At 75.7% G+C, this 16,505-nt stretch carries 9 protein-coding genes, 1 tRNA gene and 1 pseudogene; 5 read left to right on the forward strand and 6 right to left on the reverse strand.

Annotation, left to right across the window (positions count from 1 at the left end; translation table 11 throughout):
• Positions 1–16 precede the first annotated feature (16 nt).
• From trmB to ACGF13_RS32015, 4 genes are all read right to left on the reverse strand, one after another.
• Entirely contained in the window at positions 17–847 is an 831-nt protein-coding gene (gene trmB / locus ACGF13_RS32000) for a tRNA (guanosine(46)-N7)-methyltransferase TrmB (RefSeq protein ID WP_392881903.1), read from the reverse strand.
• Positions 848–1,007: 160 nt separating this feature from the next.
• Positions 1,008–2,585 carry a TROVE domain-containing protein gene (locus ACGF13_RS32005; RefSeq protein WP_392881906.1) on the reverse strand — a complete coding sequence of 526 codons (1,578 nt, stop codon included), beginning with the start codon at positions 2,583–2,585 and terminating at the stop codon, positions 1,008–1,010.
• A gap of 428 nt (positions 2,586–3,013) precedes the next feature.
• Positions 3,014–3,077: transfer RNA gene (locus ACGF13_RS32010), tRNA-OTHER, on the reverse strand.
• A 128-nt stretch (positions 3,078–3,205) separates the two neighbouring features.
• Entirely contained in the window at positions 3,206–4,633 is a 1,428-nt protein-coding gene (locus tag ACGF13_RS32015; RefSeq protein WP_392881909.1) for an MFS transporter, read from the reverse strand.
• 814 nt (positions 4,634–5,447) lie between these two features.
• On the opposite strand from ACGF13_RS32015, the gene ACGF13_RS32020 reads away from it, so the two are divergent.
• From ACGF13_RS32020 to ACGF13_RS32030, 3 genes are all read left to right on the forward strand, one after another.
• Complete coding sequence (locus ACGF13_RS32020) at positions 5,448–7,601, forward strand: asparagine synthase-related protein (protein ID WP_392881911.1); 2,154 nt, start codon at positions 5,448–5,450, stop codon at positions 7,599–7,601.
• 141 nt (positions 7,602–7,742) lie between these two features.
• Positions 7,743–8,264: a universal stress protein gene (locus tag ACGF13_RS32025; RefSeq protein WP_392881914.1), complete on the forward strand. Its 522-nt coding sequence runs from the start codon at positions 7,743–7,745 to the stop codon at positions 8,262–8,264.
• A gap of 87 nt (positions 8,265–8,351) precedes the next feature.
• Positions 8,352–9,056 carry a DsbA family oxidoreductase gene (locus ACGF13_RS32030; protein ID WP_392881916.1) on the forward strand — a complete coding sequence of 235 codons (705 nt, stop codon included), beginning with the start codon at positions 8,352–8,354 and terminating at the stop codon, positions 9,054–9,056.
• A 98-nt stretch (positions 9,057–9,154) separates the two neighbouring features.
• Here ACGF13_RS32030 and ACGF13_RS32035 read toward each other — a convergent pair whose 3' ends face one another.
• Both ACGF13_RS32035 and ACGF13_RS32040 read right to left on the reverse strand, forming a co-directional pair.
• The gene (locus ACGF13_RS32035) at positions 9,155–11,419 is read right to left on the reverse strand and encodes a sigma-70 family RNA polymerase sigma factor (RefSeq protein WP_392881919.1); all 2,265 of its coding nucleotides are present in this window, start codon (positions 11,417–11,419) and stop codon (positions 9,155–9,157) included.
• 338 nt (positions 11,420–11,757) lie between these two features.
• Positions 11,758–12,648 (reverse strand): TetR/AcrR family transcriptional regulator, encoded by an 891-nt coding sequence (locus tag ACGF13_RS32040; RefSeq protein ID WP_392881921.1) that lies wholly within the window; start codon positions 12,646–12,648, stop codon positions 11,758–11,760.
• A gap of 553 nt (positions 12,649–13,201) precedes the next feature.
• Here ACGF13_RS32040 and ACGF13_RS32045 point away from each other — a divergent pair.
• Entirely contained in the window at positions 13,202–14,575 is a 1,374-nt protein-coding gene (locus ACGF13_RS32045; protein WP_392881935.1) for an NAD(P)/FAD-dependent oxidoreductase, read from the forward strand.
• Positions 14,576–14,745: 170 nt separating this feature from the next.
• Positions 14,746–16,029 (forward strand): annotated as a pseudogene (locus tag ACGF13_RS32050) (PP2C family protein-serine/threonine phosphatase); the annotation flags it as partial.
• Positions 16,030–16,505: the final 476 nt, after the last annotated feature.

Genomic DNA, 16,505 nt, shown 5'->3' on the forward strand with positions numbered 1-16,505 from the left:
GAACGGTGCCGGTGGGTCAGCGGCGGCGGAACAGCAGGTCGTGGACGACGTGGCCCTTGGCGATCCCGGCCCGTTCGAACTTGGTGACCGGGCGCCAGTCCGGCCGCGGGGCGTAGCCGGGGATGCTGCCGTCCGGGTGGTCCGCGGGCTCCAGCCAGCCGGTCCCGTCACCCTCGGGGTGCAGGTTCTCCAGCTCCGGGGAGTCGGACAGCACGGCCAGCATCTGCTCGGCGTACGGCTCCCAGTCGGTGGCGCAGTGCACCAGGGCGCCCGGGGCGAGCCGGGGCAGCACCAGGTCGAGGAAGGCGGGCTGGACCAGTCGGCGCTTGTGGTGCTTCGGCTTGGGCCACGGGTCGGCGAAGTAGACCCGCAGACCGGCCAGCGAGGCGTCCGGGAGCATGTCGCGCAGCAGGATCACCGCGTCGCCGGCGGCCGTCCGGACGTTCCGGGAGCCGTCGCGCTCCAGCAGGCCGAGCAGGTTGCCGTGGCCGGGGGTGTGCACGTCGGCGGCGAGGATGCCCGTGTCCGGGTCGGCGGCGGCCATCGCGGCGGTGGTCTCGCCCATGCCGAAGCCGATCTCCAGGGTCACCGGCAGGCCGCCGAACAGCTCCGGCAGGTCCAGCGGGGTGCCGTCGATGGGTATGCCGTACGTCTCCCAGCTCCGGTCCAGGGCGCTCGCCTGGGCGTTGGTCATCCGGCCCCGGCGCGGCTGGAAGCTGCGGATGCGACGCTCGCGGTGCTGGGCCTCGGTGGCCTTGTGCGGGTACATCGGCGCGGGGTAGGCGGCCGGCGCGGCGGACAGCCGGGCGGACGGCGAGGGCTGGGGGATCGGGGCGGTGGCAGTCACAATCACCCGAGTCTACGGGGCTGTCGAGACGCTCCGGCGGGGCCTGTGACCGGGCTCATCCGCCCGACCGGCGGGGCCGACCGCCGGGGAGGGGAGAGGGGAGGGAGCCGTTCCCTTCGGTGGTTCCCTTCCCTCTCCCCGGCGCCGTCCCGGCGTTCCGCTACTCCTCCCAGGGCCAGTGGGCGTTCGCCCCGGCCTCCAGGAGGGGGATCAGCCGGAAGGCCGCGTCGCTCAGGCCGCCGAAGGTGTGCCGGTGGGCGCCGCCGCTGGGGCCGTGGCCGGTGGCGTAGCCGGCCAGGTTCCAGGTGTAGACGGGCACGTGGGCCGGGACGGCGGCGAGCGGGTCGCCGCCCCAGTGGTTCGGGCCGGTCTGCTCGTCGGTGACGATCACCACCCGGTCGTGGCCGCGGTAGTGGGTGCGGACGGCGTCGGCGGTGTTGGTGCCGCCGAGCTCGGAGAAACGGTCCAGCACCCGCAGCACCGCCTCACCCCGGCCGACCTCGACCACCCGGCTGGTGGTGCCGAACTCGACCAGGTCCGCCTCCGCGGCCCGGACCTTCAGCGCGGTGCCGAAGATCGCCGCCGAGTCGGCCCGGTTGAGCTCGGTCGGCCCGCCGGAGCGGTCGAACATCGAACCGGAGCGGTCCACCAGGACCAGCGTCCGGCCGGGCAGTTCGGGCACGTTGGACAGCGAGTGGCCGAGCGCGGTCTCCAGCGCGTGCCCCCAGCGCAGCGAGGTCACGTTGCGGTGCGCGGCCAGGTAGCGGAACGGGAACTGGCGCGAGCGCCGCACCTCGCCCCGGTCGGAGATCCGCCGGGCCACCTCGGCCGCGACGGCGTCCGAGACCCCGGCCCGGTCGAAGTTGCGCAGGTTCCGCACCAGCGCCATCGGTCCCATGGAGGGGATGACCGCCTCCCAGGCCGCGGCGTCCAGCGGCCCCTGCAGCCAGCCCGCCAGCGCCTCCCAGGTCAGCCCGGCGGCGGCCAACCGCTCGGCGCCGCCCTCGGCGGTCACCGCCGCCCGGCGTTCCTCGACGGGCAGCGCGAGCAGCGCCCGGTTGGCGGTCAGCATCCGGTCGGCGGCCGGCGGGACGGCCTCCTCCGGGCGGTGGCGGCGGTCCAGCGCGTACGCGAACAGGGCACCCTGCCACTCGTTCCCGGGGGCCGGCGAGGGGTGGGTCAGCTCGATCACGTCGCCGAAGCGGTAGCCCTTGCCCGCGGTGTCGTACTTGAGCAGCGAGCGGGCGTCGTACAGGTGCCGGACGGCGTCCGCGACGCCGCGCTTGAGCGGCTTGGGCAGTGCCCGGCCGTAGCGCGAGGTCCAGTAGGCGAGCAGCTCGCCGGGCTCGTCGGCGCGCCGCAGCACCGCCGCGACGGCCTGCCGGGAGTGGCCGTGGGCGCCCGCTTCCAGCCGGGCCCGGGTGAACTCGGCGGCGCCGACCAGGGCGGCGGTGCGCATCTGGGCGCCGTGGCGCAGCCAGCGCAGCAGCCCGAGGGTCCACTCCGGCTCGGCGACGGCGAGTTCGCGCACCAGCGCGGTGTAGCGGTCGTCGCGCTCGCCGCCGCGCTCGTGGAAGGTGTCCTGGCCGACCATGTTGGCCACCGCGAGCAGGAAGAGCTCGGACTTGCGGTCCCGGACGAATCCGGTGCCGCCGTTGTGGTTGACGGTGCGCCGGCCGGTGGTGGCCACCGGCGAGCTCGGACTCGCCTTGGTCTTGCGGAAGTTGAACCTGGACATGTGGCGGCCCCCCTCGGCCTGCTGGTGTCGGTGGGGAGGGAGGCATGCCGCGGCCAGGGGTGCCCGAGATCGTGCCGGCCGCGGGGCGGCCGACGTCGGCGGAGGTGTATGCCTTGTGCTCTACCGGATTGAGCTAGCGGCCGCGCTCGCGCACGGCACGCCCGGGACTTGAACCCGGAACCGCAAGATCCGAAGTAACCCCCGCCTGCGCACCGGGCACTCCGGGGCGCGTTGCCTCCCGAGATCAAGGATGGCGGCGGTGTTTCGCGGGCTCGAACCGCGGCGTCCTACGGACGCCTCACCAAGAAGTAACCGCTGCCGTCGCACCGGGAGGTGCGGAATCTATTCACGTGTGGGTGTCCAGAGATCGAAGGCGGCTGAGGTGACGAAGCTGCTCTGGCCGACTGAGCTACACCGGCACGGAGCACCGATGACGGGATTCGAACCCGCGACCTGCCCATTTGGAGTGGAAGTAACCTCTGCCTGCGCACCTGGACGGGAGAAACCCTAGCCAGGCCCCTCCCGCCGCCGCACGCCATTTATCGGCGGGGTTCACCGGCGGGCCCGGATCGTGGCCCCGGGCCCGCACGCCGGGCCCGCCGGCCGGGCGCGTACGCCGCTCATGCCGGAGCGACGATCACCGCCCGGGCCCGCTCGGTCAACTCCCGTACCCGGCGTTCACCCTGGAAGGGCTCCAGCCGCCGCAGCATCTCCACCACGTACTCCCGGCTGCGCTGCGAGGAGATCCGGCCGGCCACCTCGACGGCGCGTTCGCCGGCGGCGACCGCGGCGTCCAGGTTGCCCGCCTCCGCCTCGGCCATCGCCGAGACCACCAGCCGCAGGCCGTGCGAGCGGACGAAGCCCTCGGTGGGCGTGGCCAGCGCCTCGCGGGTGAACTGCCGGACCTTGGAGGGCACTCCGAGGTCGCGGAAGCACTCGGCGGCGTCGGCGGCGAGCCGGTCGTAGGCGTAGAAGTCGATCCACGCCGGATCGGGATCCCCGGCGCGTGCCCGTTCGAGAGCGCTCTCCGCCGCGCCGAGCGCCGTCGCACACGCCGCCGCGTTGCGCGCCTTGGCCTGGGCCCTGGCCTCCACCAGGTGGAAGAAGCTCATGGTGCGGGCGGTGGCCAGGCCCCGGTTGCGCTCCAGCGCGGCCTGGGCGAGGTCCACCGCCTCCTCGGCGAAACCCCGGTAGCCCGCCTGGAGGCTCATCGAGGCCAGCACGTAGCCGCCGAGCGGCACGTCGGCGGCGGCCCGGGCGAGCCGCAGCGCCTGGATGTAGTAGCGCTGGGCGGCCTCGTGCTGCCCGGTGTCGAAGGCCATCCAGCCGGCCAGTCTGGTCAGTTCGGCGGTCGCGCCGAACAGCGCCCGGCCGACGGCGTCGCTGTACGAGGCGAGCAGCAGCGGCGCCGCCTCCACCCGCAGGCACTCCGGCACCATCGACGAACGCCAGTCCCCGCCGCCGTACTTGGAGTCCCAGCGGCGGGCCTCCTGGGCGGCCTCGCGGAGCTTGGCGGCGTCCGAGTGGCCGACCCGGTAGGAGGAGGTGTCGGTGGGGGAGCGCGGGACCTCGCGGGCCACCGAGCCGTCCGCCGGGTTGATCAGCCAGCGGGATACGGGGGTCGCGTAGGCGGCGACCGAGAAGGTGCCGGCCAGGCTGTCGCTCCAGCGGCCGCCGCCGGGGCCCCGGCGCAGGTCGAGGTCGATCCGCCACAGGTCGGTCGCGGAGCGGACCGCGTCGGCGACCTCGCGAGGGAAGGCCAGGCCGAGTTCGGGCGCCGGGTCGGTGTCGCCCAGGCCGATCTCCTCCAGCGGGACGGGCCGGCCGAGCTTGCCGCCGATCGCGGTGGCGATCAGGTGCGGGACGGGCCCCTGCGGCACCATGCCCTTGCTGACCCAGCGGGCCACCGAGGTCTTGTCGTACCGCAGGGTCAACCCGCGTTGGGCGCCGAGGTCGTTGACCCTGCGGGCCAGCCCGGCGTTGCTGATCTGGGCGAGGGTCAGGAGCGTGCCGAGCCGTTCGTTCGGTCCACGTGGGCTGACGGTCATGGTGGCGGCTGCACCTCCTGCGGCCTTGTGCGCGGGGCCCGGGCGGCACCGGGTCGTAGCTGCAGTACCTAGCGTAGTCGGACGCGTTCCGACGGTTAAGAGGTCGCATTCCGGATGGCGGGATCGCGCACTCGGCGGTGCCGCACCGGAGTTGGTCCGGACCACTCGGATCCGGCCGACCGCGCGGCGCTCCGGAGCCTCGTGCTCCGGTCCCGTGTTCACATGCGCCCGGCCGTGCTCCCTGGCCCGACCGGCAGGTCGGCGATTCGCTGGTGGTCGTGGGTCGGCCTGCCGTCGAGGACCCGGCGGGCCGGGGGAAGCCGCCGCCTCAATCCCCGCGGGCGGTGGTGAAGTCCGGGAGGGCATGCGGATGCCCTCCCGGGCCGGGCGACGCCTTTCGGCCATCTCGCGATGCCCATGTCAAAGGTGTTCGCGGGTGGTTCCGGGCCGGGGAGGGGGAGGCCCGGCCCGCCCGTCCCCCGGGGCGCCGGGCGGATCGAACTCGCCTCCGGCGCGCGGAACTTGCCCACCCGGAGTGATCGAGGGGGCGAAGGGGCCCCGCCCCGGAGCGGTCGGGGAGAGCCCGCTGCCCGCCGCCGTCGTGGCCGCGGCGGCCGTCGAACGGCCGGTCCGAACGGAAACGGAACCCGGAACACCGACCACGGCGGCGCCCCGCGGTGGCACGATGTCTCCTGACGGCGCGTCGAGCTTCGGGGGCACGCCGGGACGCGCGGGCCGGTCCGGCACCCCACCCGGCCGCCCGGCGGGGGCGAACGCGTCGTACGGATGCAGGTCCTCGTCCGGTGGAGGCGCGATGCGGTGGCTGACGGGCTGGTGCACGGGCGCGCCGAGCGCGGGCACCCCGGCGCACGAGACGCTCGGCAGGGTCGAGCCGATCGCTGCGCGCCCCCTGTGGGCCGGGCCCGACCCGCTCTGGGCCGTCGGCGACTGGCGCCCCGGGGAGATCCGCCTGGTCACCCTCCGCCCCGGCGCCCCCGCCGTGGTCAGTACCGGCCCCACCGTCCCCGACCAGGTCGAGGACACCCCCGCCACGTCCCGGCTCGCCGTCCTCGGCCACTGCGGCGCCACCGACGCCGAACTCGCCGCCGGCCTCGCCGCCGCCCGCGGCGGCGCCGTCCGCCACCTGACCGCCTGGCCCGGCAGCTACACCGTCGTGCTGCGCTCCGGCACCCGCTCCACCCTGCTGCTCACCGACCTCGCCGGCGCCCGGCCCGTCTTCCACACCCCGTGGGCCGGCGGCACCGCGTACGCCACCGCCGCCCTGCCGCTCGCCGACCTGGTCGGCGCCCCGCTGGACACCGGCCACCTCGCCGCCCGGCTCGCCTGCCCCGAGTCCCCCGAGGCGCTCGGCACCGGCACCCCGTACCTGGGCGTCCAGCGGGTGCCGCCCGGCCACGTGCTCGGCATCCGCGGCGGCCGCCCGTACCTGTCCGGCTACGACGACCCGGCCGGCGCCGAGCAGCCGCGCGACGAGGCGCCCGCCGTCCGCGAACTCACCCGCGCCCTGCTGGAGTCCGTCCGCTCCCGGGTCCGCACCACCACCCCGGCCCTCGATCCGGCCGGGCGGGCCCGGCTCGGCGTCGACCTCTCGTACGGGACGGCCTCCGCGACCGTCGCGCTGCTCGCCGCCGCCGTCCCGCTGCCGCCGGCGCCGACGGCCGCCGCGTCCACGGCGTCCGTCCCGGCGGCCCGGGCCGCCACCGCCGGGGCCAGGAGCGGCGCGGTCAAGGGCTCCTGGGCCCGCGCCACCGCCCGGGAACCCGCCGCCCCCGAGCAGTTGGCCGCCGTCACCCTCGGCGAGACCGAGCCCCCGGCCGGCCTCGCGCTCGCCCCCGACAGCCCGCGGCTGCGGCACACCGTGCTCGACCCCGGCCCGGACACCCTCCCGTACGCCGGGCTGGACGCCGACCCGCAGTCCGGCCGGCTCACCGACGAGCCGGGGCCCGAACTCGTCGCCGCCGCCCGGGCCGAGGCCCGCTTCGACGCCGGCGGCACCGACCACCTCACCGGCTACGGCGCCCGCCAGGTCCTGGACGGGCACCCGGCCCGGCTCGCCGACCTGATCCGGGCCGGCCGGCCACGCGAACTCCTGCCCCCGGTCGTCGCGCTGGCCGGCGCCGACCGGGCGGCCGCGGGCGTCCTCACCGGCGCGCTGCGCACCCCGCTCACCGTGCTCCGGGCCGCCCACCGGCTCTCCCGGGTCCGCTACGCGGACGCACTGGACGAGGCGGCCGCCAGGCTGACCGCCCGCCACGTCCCGGACGGCGACGGCACGGCGGGGGCCCGCTCGGCCGTCGACCTCGCCTGGTGCGTGCCCGGCCCGGCCGCCCGCTGGCTCTCCGACGAGGCGCTCTCCTCGGTCGCGCTGCGGCTGCGCCTGGCGGCGCGCAGACCGGCGCCCGAGGAACATCCCGGCGCGCACCGGGCCCGGCACGCCCTCTACCGGCAGGCGCGCTCCTTCCGCACCCTCGTGCACGCCGCCGAACAGCCCGGCCAACGGCTGCACGCGCCCTTCCTCGACAACCAGGTGGTGCGCGCCGCCCGGCTGCTGCCCGACGACGTCCGCCTCCAGCCCGGCGCCCGGCACGCCCTCCTGCACGCCGTCCTCACCGGCGCCGGCCGCACCGACCTGCCCCCCGACTGGGGCCGGAGCCCCCGCCCCGACCGCACCGCCCCCACCCGCGCCGGCCTGCGCCTCGCCGCCGACGGACTCGCCGAACTCTTCGACGCCCCGCTGCTCGCCGAAGCCGGCCTGATCGACCTCCCGGCCGTCCGGGCCGACCTCGCCCGCTCCGCCGACCCCGCCACCCCGCTCTCCCCGGCCGCCCTCGCCGGCCTCGCGGACCTCGTCTCCACCGAGCTGTGGCTGCGCCGCGTCCGCGCCCGCCGCCACGGCGCCTGCTGGACCGGCCTGCCCACCCCCCACCAACCCGCGCTCACGTCCTGACGCCACCAGCTGCTCCCGCCGGCCCCGCCGGCCCCCCGGCCCGCCGCCCGCAAGCCCCGGTCTGCGGCGCGGTTGCCGGGCCCGGGTGGGCGGGGCGGTGATGATGGCGGGGGTGCGGGTCCGGGGCGAGGAGGATGTGCGGTGGCCGGTGGGAGCACGGGGCGGGAGGTGCCGGTCGTGCTGTCGGTGCTGGGGCGTCCGCCGTCGGGGCGGCCGCCGGGGGTGTTGGCGGCGTGTGACGGGTCGGACGGGTCGCTGTGGGCGCTGGACCGGGCGATGACGGAGGCCGAGCTGTTCGGGCTGCCGCTGTACGTGCTCGCCGTGGTCAACCCGGCGCCGGCCGGCTACCCGCCGGGCATGGCGGAGCTGGTGCAGGAGAGCGTGGAGACGCTGGTCGAGAGCATGGCGGACGGGCTGCGCCGCTCGGTGGCCGCCGTGCAGCGCCAGCGCCCCGCGCCGTACGCGGGGGAGCTGTCGCTGCACGTGGTGCTGGGCAATGTGATCGAGGTGCTGCTGGAGGCGGCGACCCGACAGCACACGCTGGTGGTCGGCACCCGGGGCAACGGCGGCTTCGCCCGGCTGTTGATGGGCTCGGTGAGTTCGGCGGTCGTGCACCACGCGGCCTGCCCGGTGCTGGTGGTCCCGGCGCCGCCCGCGGCCTGATCGACGGGGTGCCGGGAATGTACCGAGATGGTTCACCGTTCACCCATCTTGTCCATACCTGACAAGACGCCCCCTGGAGCCCCCCGCATGAAGGTCGAGATCTGGTCCGACATCGCCTGTCCCTGGTGCTACATCGGCAAGCGCCGTTTCGAGCAGGCCCTGGCGGACTTCCCGGGCCGGGAGCAGGTCGAGGTCGTCTACCGCCCGTACCAGCTGGTCCCGGACGCCCCCGAGACCGCGAGCCCGCACCGCGCCTGGCTGGCCGAGCGCTACGGCCCGCAGTCGGTGGCGATGGACGCGCGGGTGGCCGAGCTGGGCCTCGCCGAGGGCATCACGTACGACTTCGACGCCGCGCTGCACGCCAACACCTTCCTGGGCCACCGCCTGCTGCACCTCGCCGAGGTCGAGTACGGCCCGGCCGTCCAGGGCCGGCTGAAGGAGGCGCTGCTGAAGGCGCACTTCACCGACGGTGTCGACGTCGGCGACCGCGCCGCGCTGACCGACGTCGCCGTCTCGGCCGGCCTGGACCGCGACCGGGTGGCCGCCTACCTGGCGGGCGACGAGGGCACCGCCGAGGTCGACGCCCAGCTGGCCGAGGGCCGGGAGCTGGGCATCAGCGCCGTGCCGACCTTCGTCTTCGAGGGCAAGTGGGCCGTCCAGGGCGGCCAGGACGCGGCGACCTTCCGCAAGGTGCTGGAGCAGGTCGCCACCGAGATCGGCGAGCGCCGTCCCGCCCCGGTGCAGGTCGCCCCGGCCGGGGAGGCCTGCGCGGACGGCTCCTGCGCCATCTGACGGTCGACGCCACCCGACACGGTCACCGTCGCCCCGAGGCCCGTTCCAGGACGCCCTGGAGCGGGCCTCGGGTCATGACCGCCCGGACCGCGTCCGGGTCACGAGCACCGGAAGCGGGCCTGGGCCCAGTCCGCGACGTTCAGCGCCGACCAGATCCCGTTCACCGGCGTGACCGTCAGCTTGACCGACTTCTGCCCGGCCAGCGGCACGTGCACCGGCACCGCGTCGTCGCCGACGGCCAGCGGGCGGGAGCGCCACAGGGTGCTGCCGTCGGAACCCTGGACGGTGAAGACGACCCGGCCCGGCGAGATCGTCGCGTCGTCCACCCCGGCCACCGCGTCGAAGGACGTGCAGGTGCGGTTGAGGTCGATCACGGTGCTCGCCGGGGCGTGCACGGTGATCGCGTGCGGCTGGTAGTCGCCGCCGATCCAGCCGCCGTCACGCTGCCAGAAGTTGTCGCTGCCCTTCTGCCGGATGCTCGGCTCGGGCGGCGGCACCCGGTTGTTGCCGGGCTTCAGCACGGGCAGCGAGTCGCCCCAGAAGTCGCTGAGCACCGGCGGCGCCGGCGTGCTGACGGTCGGGGTCGGCACCGGCGGCAGCGTCGGCGTCGGGACGACCGGCACGTCGGGCGTGGGCAGCGGCGGCAGGGTCGGCACGGTGACGACCGGGGGGGTGAAGCTCGGCGCCGGCGGCTTCGGGCCGCCGGGTGCGGGCGTTCCGGACTGCGGCGCCTGGTCGGTGGCGGCCGGCGGAACCGGCGTGGACTTGGTGGTCGGCTTGGCCTCGGGGCTCGCCGCGGGCTCTTCCGGGGCCGCGGCGGCGGCGCTGGACGCCGGGGCCGGAGCCGCCGTGGGCGCGGGTTCGGGCGCGGGCGGGGCCGCGGGCGTCCCGGGTGCGGCGGCGGCCGGCGCGCTGGGGGCCGGGGGAGCGGCCGCCGGGGGCCTCGGCTCGGGCGAGCCGGTGAACGCGTACGCGGCGACGGCGGCCGCGGCCACCGCGATGGCGGCGACGATCCCGGCCTTGGCCGCGGTGCCCAGGCCCTCGCCGACCGCGGCGGCACCGGCCCCGCCGGAGGCCGCCCCGGTCGAGCCGGCGGCAGCCGTACCGGCGGCCGCACCGGCCGCCGCCCCCGAGGACCCGGAGGCCGCGGCGGCCGTCCCGGCCGCCGCCGCACCGCCGACGGCGGCGGCACCGCCCACGGCGGCCGCGGCGGCGCCGAACCCGCCGACGCCGATCCAGACGAGCACCCCGCCGGGCAGCAGGGCGCGCAGCCCGGTGTTGATCTCGGTCAGTTCGAGGCAGGCCGCCGTGCAGCGGTCGCACTCCTGGAGGTGCCGGCCGACCTCCGTCGAGGCCCGCTTGCGCAGCGAGCCGCGCGCGTACGCCCCGAGCCGGTTGGCGTACGCCTCGCACGCCCGGTCCTGGCTGCCCGAGACGTGCGCCTGGAGGAACGCGGCGGCGAGCCGGTCCCGGGCCCGGTGGGCCTGGACGGCGGTGGCGTTGGCGGTCTTGCCGAGCATCACCGCGACGGTCTTCGGGGATTCCCGCTCGACCTCGGTGTGCCAGAGCACCACCCGGTCGTCCTCGGGCAGTTCGGCGTAGGCCTGCATGACCATCCGCTGGTCGGCCATCGCCATCGCCCAGGCGTCGGCGCCCGGGTCGGCGAGGTCGAGGTCGACCACGGCGGCCGAGGTCTGCGCGAACACGGCGAAGTCGTCGACGAGTTGCTCGCGCCGCTCGCTTCGGTGCCAGGCGGCGGCGACGTTGCGCACGGCGGTCAGCAGGTACGCGCGGACGGCGAACTCGGGGCCCTTGCCCGCCCGCAGCGCCTGCAGGGTGCGGGCGAACACCTCGCCCGCGAGGTCCTCGGCGGTGAAGCTGTCGCGGCAGCAGGTGCGCGCGTAGCGGCGCACCGAGTCGGCGTGCCGGCGGTAGATCTCCTCGTACGCGGTGTCGTCGCCGGCCCGCACCCGGGCGGTCAACTCGGCGTCGGAGGCGGGGCGCTCGCCGTCCACCGGATCGGCGGGGGCGGGCACGGTCGGCCGGGCGGTCCGGCCGTCGCCGGTGAACGGTTCGCCGACGAACGCCTCGGGGGAGACACCGCCGCGGCCCGCCGGGGCCTGCCCGGGCACCCGGCCCGGGGGCAGCGCGGCGGCGGAGGCGGAGAGCGTCTCACGGCTGGGCATCCCGGCCTGGTCGGGGACGTGTCCCGCTGCCGTACCCGGTGCGGAGCCCGGCACTTGGGCCGCCCCGCCGGTCTTGCCGAGACTGCAGGGGCCCGTGACGGACCCCTCGGCGCCGTCACCGGAGAGGCCTCCGAAGTCGAGCCCGTACCCGTAGTCGTTCTGTTCCTCGGCGCTCACAACGGACCCCAGATTCCACGACAGCCCCCGTAGTGTGGCAGGGCGCGCGGGCGTGCGCGGGCGCACGGTTCCCCGGCGTACGGCGCCGACGGCGCGCGAACGGCGCGCATCGGGACATTGGCTCCAACCACGGGCAAAGGATGGCATAGCGCAGGGGCGGGCGGTAGCCGGAGCGACCGCCTTCCACCCCTCCGACGGGCCGTCGCGGGAGCGTTCGCCCAGCGTGCGGCGGTGGGGTGTGCGACTCCCACACCCGGCGCGCGCACCCGGGCCGCGCGCCGGTCCTTCCTCCAACTCCCGTGCCCGCCGGGCGTGGCGGACCGGTCGACCGGCGGGCGTCAGCGCTCCCGCAGGCCGTCCAGCAGGATCTGCAGCAGCCGGTCCGAGGGCCCGGCCGCCGGTTGACCGTCCGTCTGCGGAGAAGTCGGCGAGAAACCGCCGGCCACCGGCGCGGAGAGCGACGGACGGACCGCGTGCACCGGCACCGAGGCGGTCAGCACCAGCACCACGTCCGACACCGTGACGCCCGGCCGCAGTTCGCCCGCGGCACCGGCCCGCGCCACCAGGGCGGCCAGCAGCTGGAGCAGCAGCCGGGGGTCGGCGTCGGCCGCCGACGGCTCGACCACCCCGCCGGAGCGGGCCTCCTCGCCCCGCAGGTCGAAGCGGACCGCCGCGGGCTGTTCCGCCGTCCGCTGCTCGGGCACCCGGCCCAGCTCCTCCGCGTAACGGAACGCCTCCGGCGGCAGCAGCCGTCCGGCGCCGCTGCTCACCGCGCGGGCCAGGTAGCCGGCCAGCGCGTCCCAGGCGCCGTCACCGCCGTACAGCGACTCCCGCGCCTGCGCGGTCAGCCACGCCACCTCCTCGGCGGCGATCCGCTGGACCAGCACCTCCTTGCTCGGGAAGCGCCGGTAGACGGTGCCGACCCCGACCCCGGCCCGGCGCGCGACCTCCTCCATCGGCGCGCCGTAGCCGAACTCGCCGAACACCTCGCGAGCCGCCCGCAGCACGCTCTCCAGGTTCCGCCGGGCGTCCACCCGCAGCCTGGCCCCGGGCACCGCCGCGGCGGCCGCCGCCGACTCGGCCCGGTACGGGACAGCCGCCTGGACCGTGCCGACCTGCGCGAGCCCGCTCTGCGACGGCGGCTCCACCGGGCCACGTTGCTCGGGGACCATGCCCGGCCCGGCCTGCGGTGCGACCGTCCGCCCCAACACCTGCTCCTGATCCATCATCCCAACTCTCCCCCGCAGGCGTCCGAAACCGGACCCTGTCGTCGCCCGCCCCTGCACCCCCCGGTGCAGCTCAGCCCGTCAGAAATGACCCGATGACCCATTGCTCGTGCCGTCCGTCCCGATCCGGTGACCACGGTTCGTGCCGCCGTGCCGGGTCCACGTCCGGCTCGGCGCGTCGGCACCGTCCGGGGCCCTGTCCGGGAACTACCCTTCCCCGGATGACTGGCCCCCAGTCGGGTTTGCACGCCAACGCTGGAACTGGCCGTAGTGGCCGCTCCACGGTGCGTCGCCGCCGATTGTCATGGCGACGGCCGCCCCGGTACACAATCCGACCATAGTTCACCAGTCTCCGAGGCCGAAAGTGCGTCAGAAAGTCGCCCAGTAGGCACAACTGGCCACGGTGGTCACTCGTGCCGCAACCAGCCCCGTACGGACTGTGGACAAGACCGCCTCCGCCGGTCCTTCATAGGGGGCGTGATGGGGGGACACACCCGGCCGCGGGGCGGCCGGGACGAAACGTCGCATCGGCAGGAGGCGCACCATCAGGATCCTGATCGCCGGCGGCGGCTGCGCCGGAACGGCCGCCGCACTCCACCTCCAGCGCGCCCTGCGGGAACGGCTGCGGCGCGGCGAGGTGGAGATCACCGTCGTCGAGCCCCAGGCCTACTTCACCTACCACCCGCTGCTGGCCGAGGTGGCGGCCGGCTCGATTGACCCGAGACACGTGGTCGTGCCGCTGCGCCGGGTCCTGCCCGACTGCCGGGTGGTCACCGCCCGGATCACCCGGATCGAACACGCCGCCCGGCGCGCCCTGGCCGACGCCGCCGGCCCCGGCGAACCCCCCGCCCCGGTCGAGCTGCCCTACGACATCCTCGTGGTGGCCCCCGGCTCCGTCTCCCGCACGACTCCGGTGCCCGGACTCACCGAACACGGCCTCGGCTTCTCCACCGTCGGCGAGGCGGTGGGCCTGCGCGACCACGTCCTGGAGCAGCTCGACCTGGCCTCCGCCACCCGCGACCCGGCGCTGCGCCAGTCCGCGCTCACCTTCGTCTTCGTCGGCGCCGGCTACGCGGGCGTCGGCGCGCTCGCCGAACTGGAGGACATGGCCCGCACCGCCGTGCGCGGCTACCACAACGTCGGCGCCGAGGACCTGCGCTGGGTCCTGGTCGAGGCGACCGGCCGGATCCTCGCCGGGGAGTCGCCCGAACTCGCCGAACACACCCTGGGCGAACTGCGCGAGCGGGGCGTCGACATCCGGCTGCGCACCACCCTGGAGTCCGCCGCCGACCGGGTCGTGGCGCTCTCCGACGGCAGCCGCTTCGGCGCCCGCACCCTGGTCTGGACGGCGGGCGTCCGGCCGTCCCCGCTGCTGCGCGAGACCGACCTGCCGCTGGACACCCTCGGCCGGGTGCGGTGCCTGGCGACCCTGCAGGCCGTCGGTCCGGACGGACGCGCCCTGCCGGGGGTCTGGGCGGCCGGCGACTGCGCCGCCGTACCCGACCCGAACGCGGACGGCGCCCCCTGCGCCCCCAACGCCCAGCACGCCTTCGCCCAGGCCGAGCTGCTCGCCCGCAACGTCGTGGTGGCGCTGGACGGCGGGCCTCACGACCCCCGCCTGGCCGACTACCGGCCGGGCCCCGCCGCCTGCTCGACCTCGCTCGGCCCGCGCCGGGCCGTCGCGCACACCCGGCGGGGCGGCACGCTCACCGGCCGCCGGGCCTGGTGGCTGCACCGGGCCCGGCACCTGCGGCGGCTGCCGAGCACCGAACGCCGGGTGCGGGTGCTGATGGACTGGGTGCTCGGCGGGGTGTTCTCCCGCGAGGTGGTCTCGCTGGGCGCGACGGAGCACCCGCGTTCGGCCTTCGAGGGAGGGTTCGACCCGAAGTCCGGACGGCGGTCCGACGCCGGCCCGGATGCTCCCCGGTGAACGCGCCCGCCGACCCGGCCCGGCAGTCGTCCGGACGGCCACGCCGGGCGTGCGACTTCCGGAACCGGGCCCCCGCCTGACAGGATCAGCCCGACCTGGTCATTACCCCTTGTGGTGCTGCGCACACAAAAAGTGATGATATGCCTGGAAAACGAGGAAGCGGCCGTCGTTTGAACCTCATGCGCTGGAGCGCCCGGCTCGCCGGAGTCCCCTGGCGTGCCCTCCCGCCCACCGGGACCGGCACCGAGGACGGTGCGCCCTGCCCCGACGGCGTCGTCGTGCCCAGCCCCCGAGACCCGACCGGCCCCGCCGCCACCGCCGAGCTCCTCGACCCGCACAAGCCGCAGAACCTGCGCGAGGTCCTCAACCGCATCCCCGCCCCGGTCGCCGTCACCTACGGCCCGCTCCACCAGCTCGGCTACGCCAACCGCGCGTACCGCGAACTCTTCGGCGAACGCCCCACCGGCCTGCCGGCGGCGGAGGCGCTCCCCGAACTCGCCACCATGGGCGTCCTGCCCCTGATGGACCAGGTCATCCGGGGCGGCCGCCCGCGCAGCGTCAAGGCCCGCTGCATCCTCGGCCTCACCGGCAACCGCTACTACAACGTCTCCTGCGTCCCGCTCGGCGCCGCGGAGAACGGCGACACCCCCGTGGAGGGGCAACCCGCCGGAGTGCTGATCTTCGCCGCCGAGGTCACCGACCAGGTCCTCGCCGCCGCCCGCCTGCGCGAAGCCGAACGCCGCCAGCGCGAGGCCGCCGTCACCCTCCAGCGCAGCCTGCTCCCGCAGAAGCTCGACCAGCCGGCCGGCCTGCGGGTCGCCGCCACCTACCAACCGGGCGGCGCCGAGGCCGCGGTCGGCGGCGACTGGTACGACGTCATCGCCATCGACGGCGGGCGCACGGCCCTCGTCATCGGCGACGTCATGGGCCGCGGCCTGCGCGCCGCCGCTGTCATGGGCCAGCTGCGCACCGCCGTCCGCGCCTACGCCCGCCTCGACCTGCCCCCGCACGAGGTGATGCGCCTGCTCGACGGCCTCGCCATGGAGATCGACGCCAACCAGATCGCCACCTGCACCTACGCCGTCTGGGACCCGCAGCGCCGCACCCTCTCCTACGCCTCCGCCGGACACCTGCCCGTCCTGCTGCGCTGCCCCGACGGCACCATCCTGCGCAGCGAGGAACAGAACGGCCCGCCGCTCGGCACCGGCGGCGGCCTGCACGTCTCCCACACCCTGCGCCTGCTCCCCGGCACGACCGGCGTCCTCTATACCGACGGACTGGTCGAACGCCGCGACGAGGACATCGACCAGGGCCTCGACCTCCTGGCCCGCACCCTGACCGGAGCGATCGGCGCCCCCGAGGTGGTCTGCGCCAGGCTGCTGCGGGCGATGGGCGTGACCTCCGAGCACGACGACGACGTCGCCGTCCTGGCCTTCCAGCTGCCGGCGGAAGAGAGAGCCGGAAATCCGCTTGCGCCACTTGACCCGGAGGGTCCAGAGGTCTAATGTTCTTCGAGCTGCCTGACAGGGAGCACCGGACACGCACTGCGCGGACGGTCCCGGGGCAGCCAATCCTCTGAAACACCACTTCCGGTTCGTGCCGGTCGTTTCGCTTTTTCGCGTGACGGCCTGGGGCTTATTCGGTGTGCTCGTTTTATCGGGTTGCGGTCGGATTCGCTTTTCGGAGCGGGGATCGGCTAGAGTTTGAAACGTCGGACAGGGCGTCAAGCCCCGGAAGACACCGGCGAGTTGGATGACGAAGCCCCGGAAACGGAGCGGAAAACATCTGATAAGCTGGAAACACGAAAGAACGAAGCCCGGAGGGCCTGCTGGAAGGCAGTCCGAAGGAAGCGTCCGTTCCTTGAGAACTCAACAGCGTGCCAAAAGTCAACGCCAGATATGTTGACATCCCCGGCCTTGATCGTTTGATC

It is taken from the genome of Kitasatospora sp. NPDC048286, from assembly GCF_043201735.1.
Lineage (GTDB): Bacteria > Actinomycetota > Actinomycetes > Streptomycetales > Streptomycetaceae > Kitasatospora.

What these genes read in the sequence shown, in the direction of transcription:
- ACGF13_RS32015 (WP_392881909.1), bottom strand. Translation starts at nt 4,633, where the DNA reads ATGACCGTCAGCCCACGTGGACCGAACGAACGGCTCGGCACGCTCCTG.
- ACGF13_RS32040 (WP_392881921.1), bottom strand. Translation starts at nt 12,648, where the DNA reads ATGATGGATCAGGAGCAGGTGTTGGGGCGGACGGTCGCACCGCAGGCC.
- ACGF13_RS32020 (WP_392881911.1), top strand. Translation starts at nt 5,448, where the DNA reads ATGCGGTGGCTGACGGGCTGGTGCACGGGCGCGCCGAGCGCGGGCACC.
- ACGF13_RS32030 (WP_392881916.1), top strand. Translation starts at nt 8,352, where the DNA reads ATGAAGGTCGAGATCTGGTCCGACATCGCCTGTCCCTGGTGCTACATC.
- ACGF13_RS32005 (WP_392881906.1), bottom strand. Translation starts at nt 2,585, where the DNA reads ATGTCCAGGTTCAACTTCCGCAAGACCAAGGCGAGTCCGAGCTCGCCG.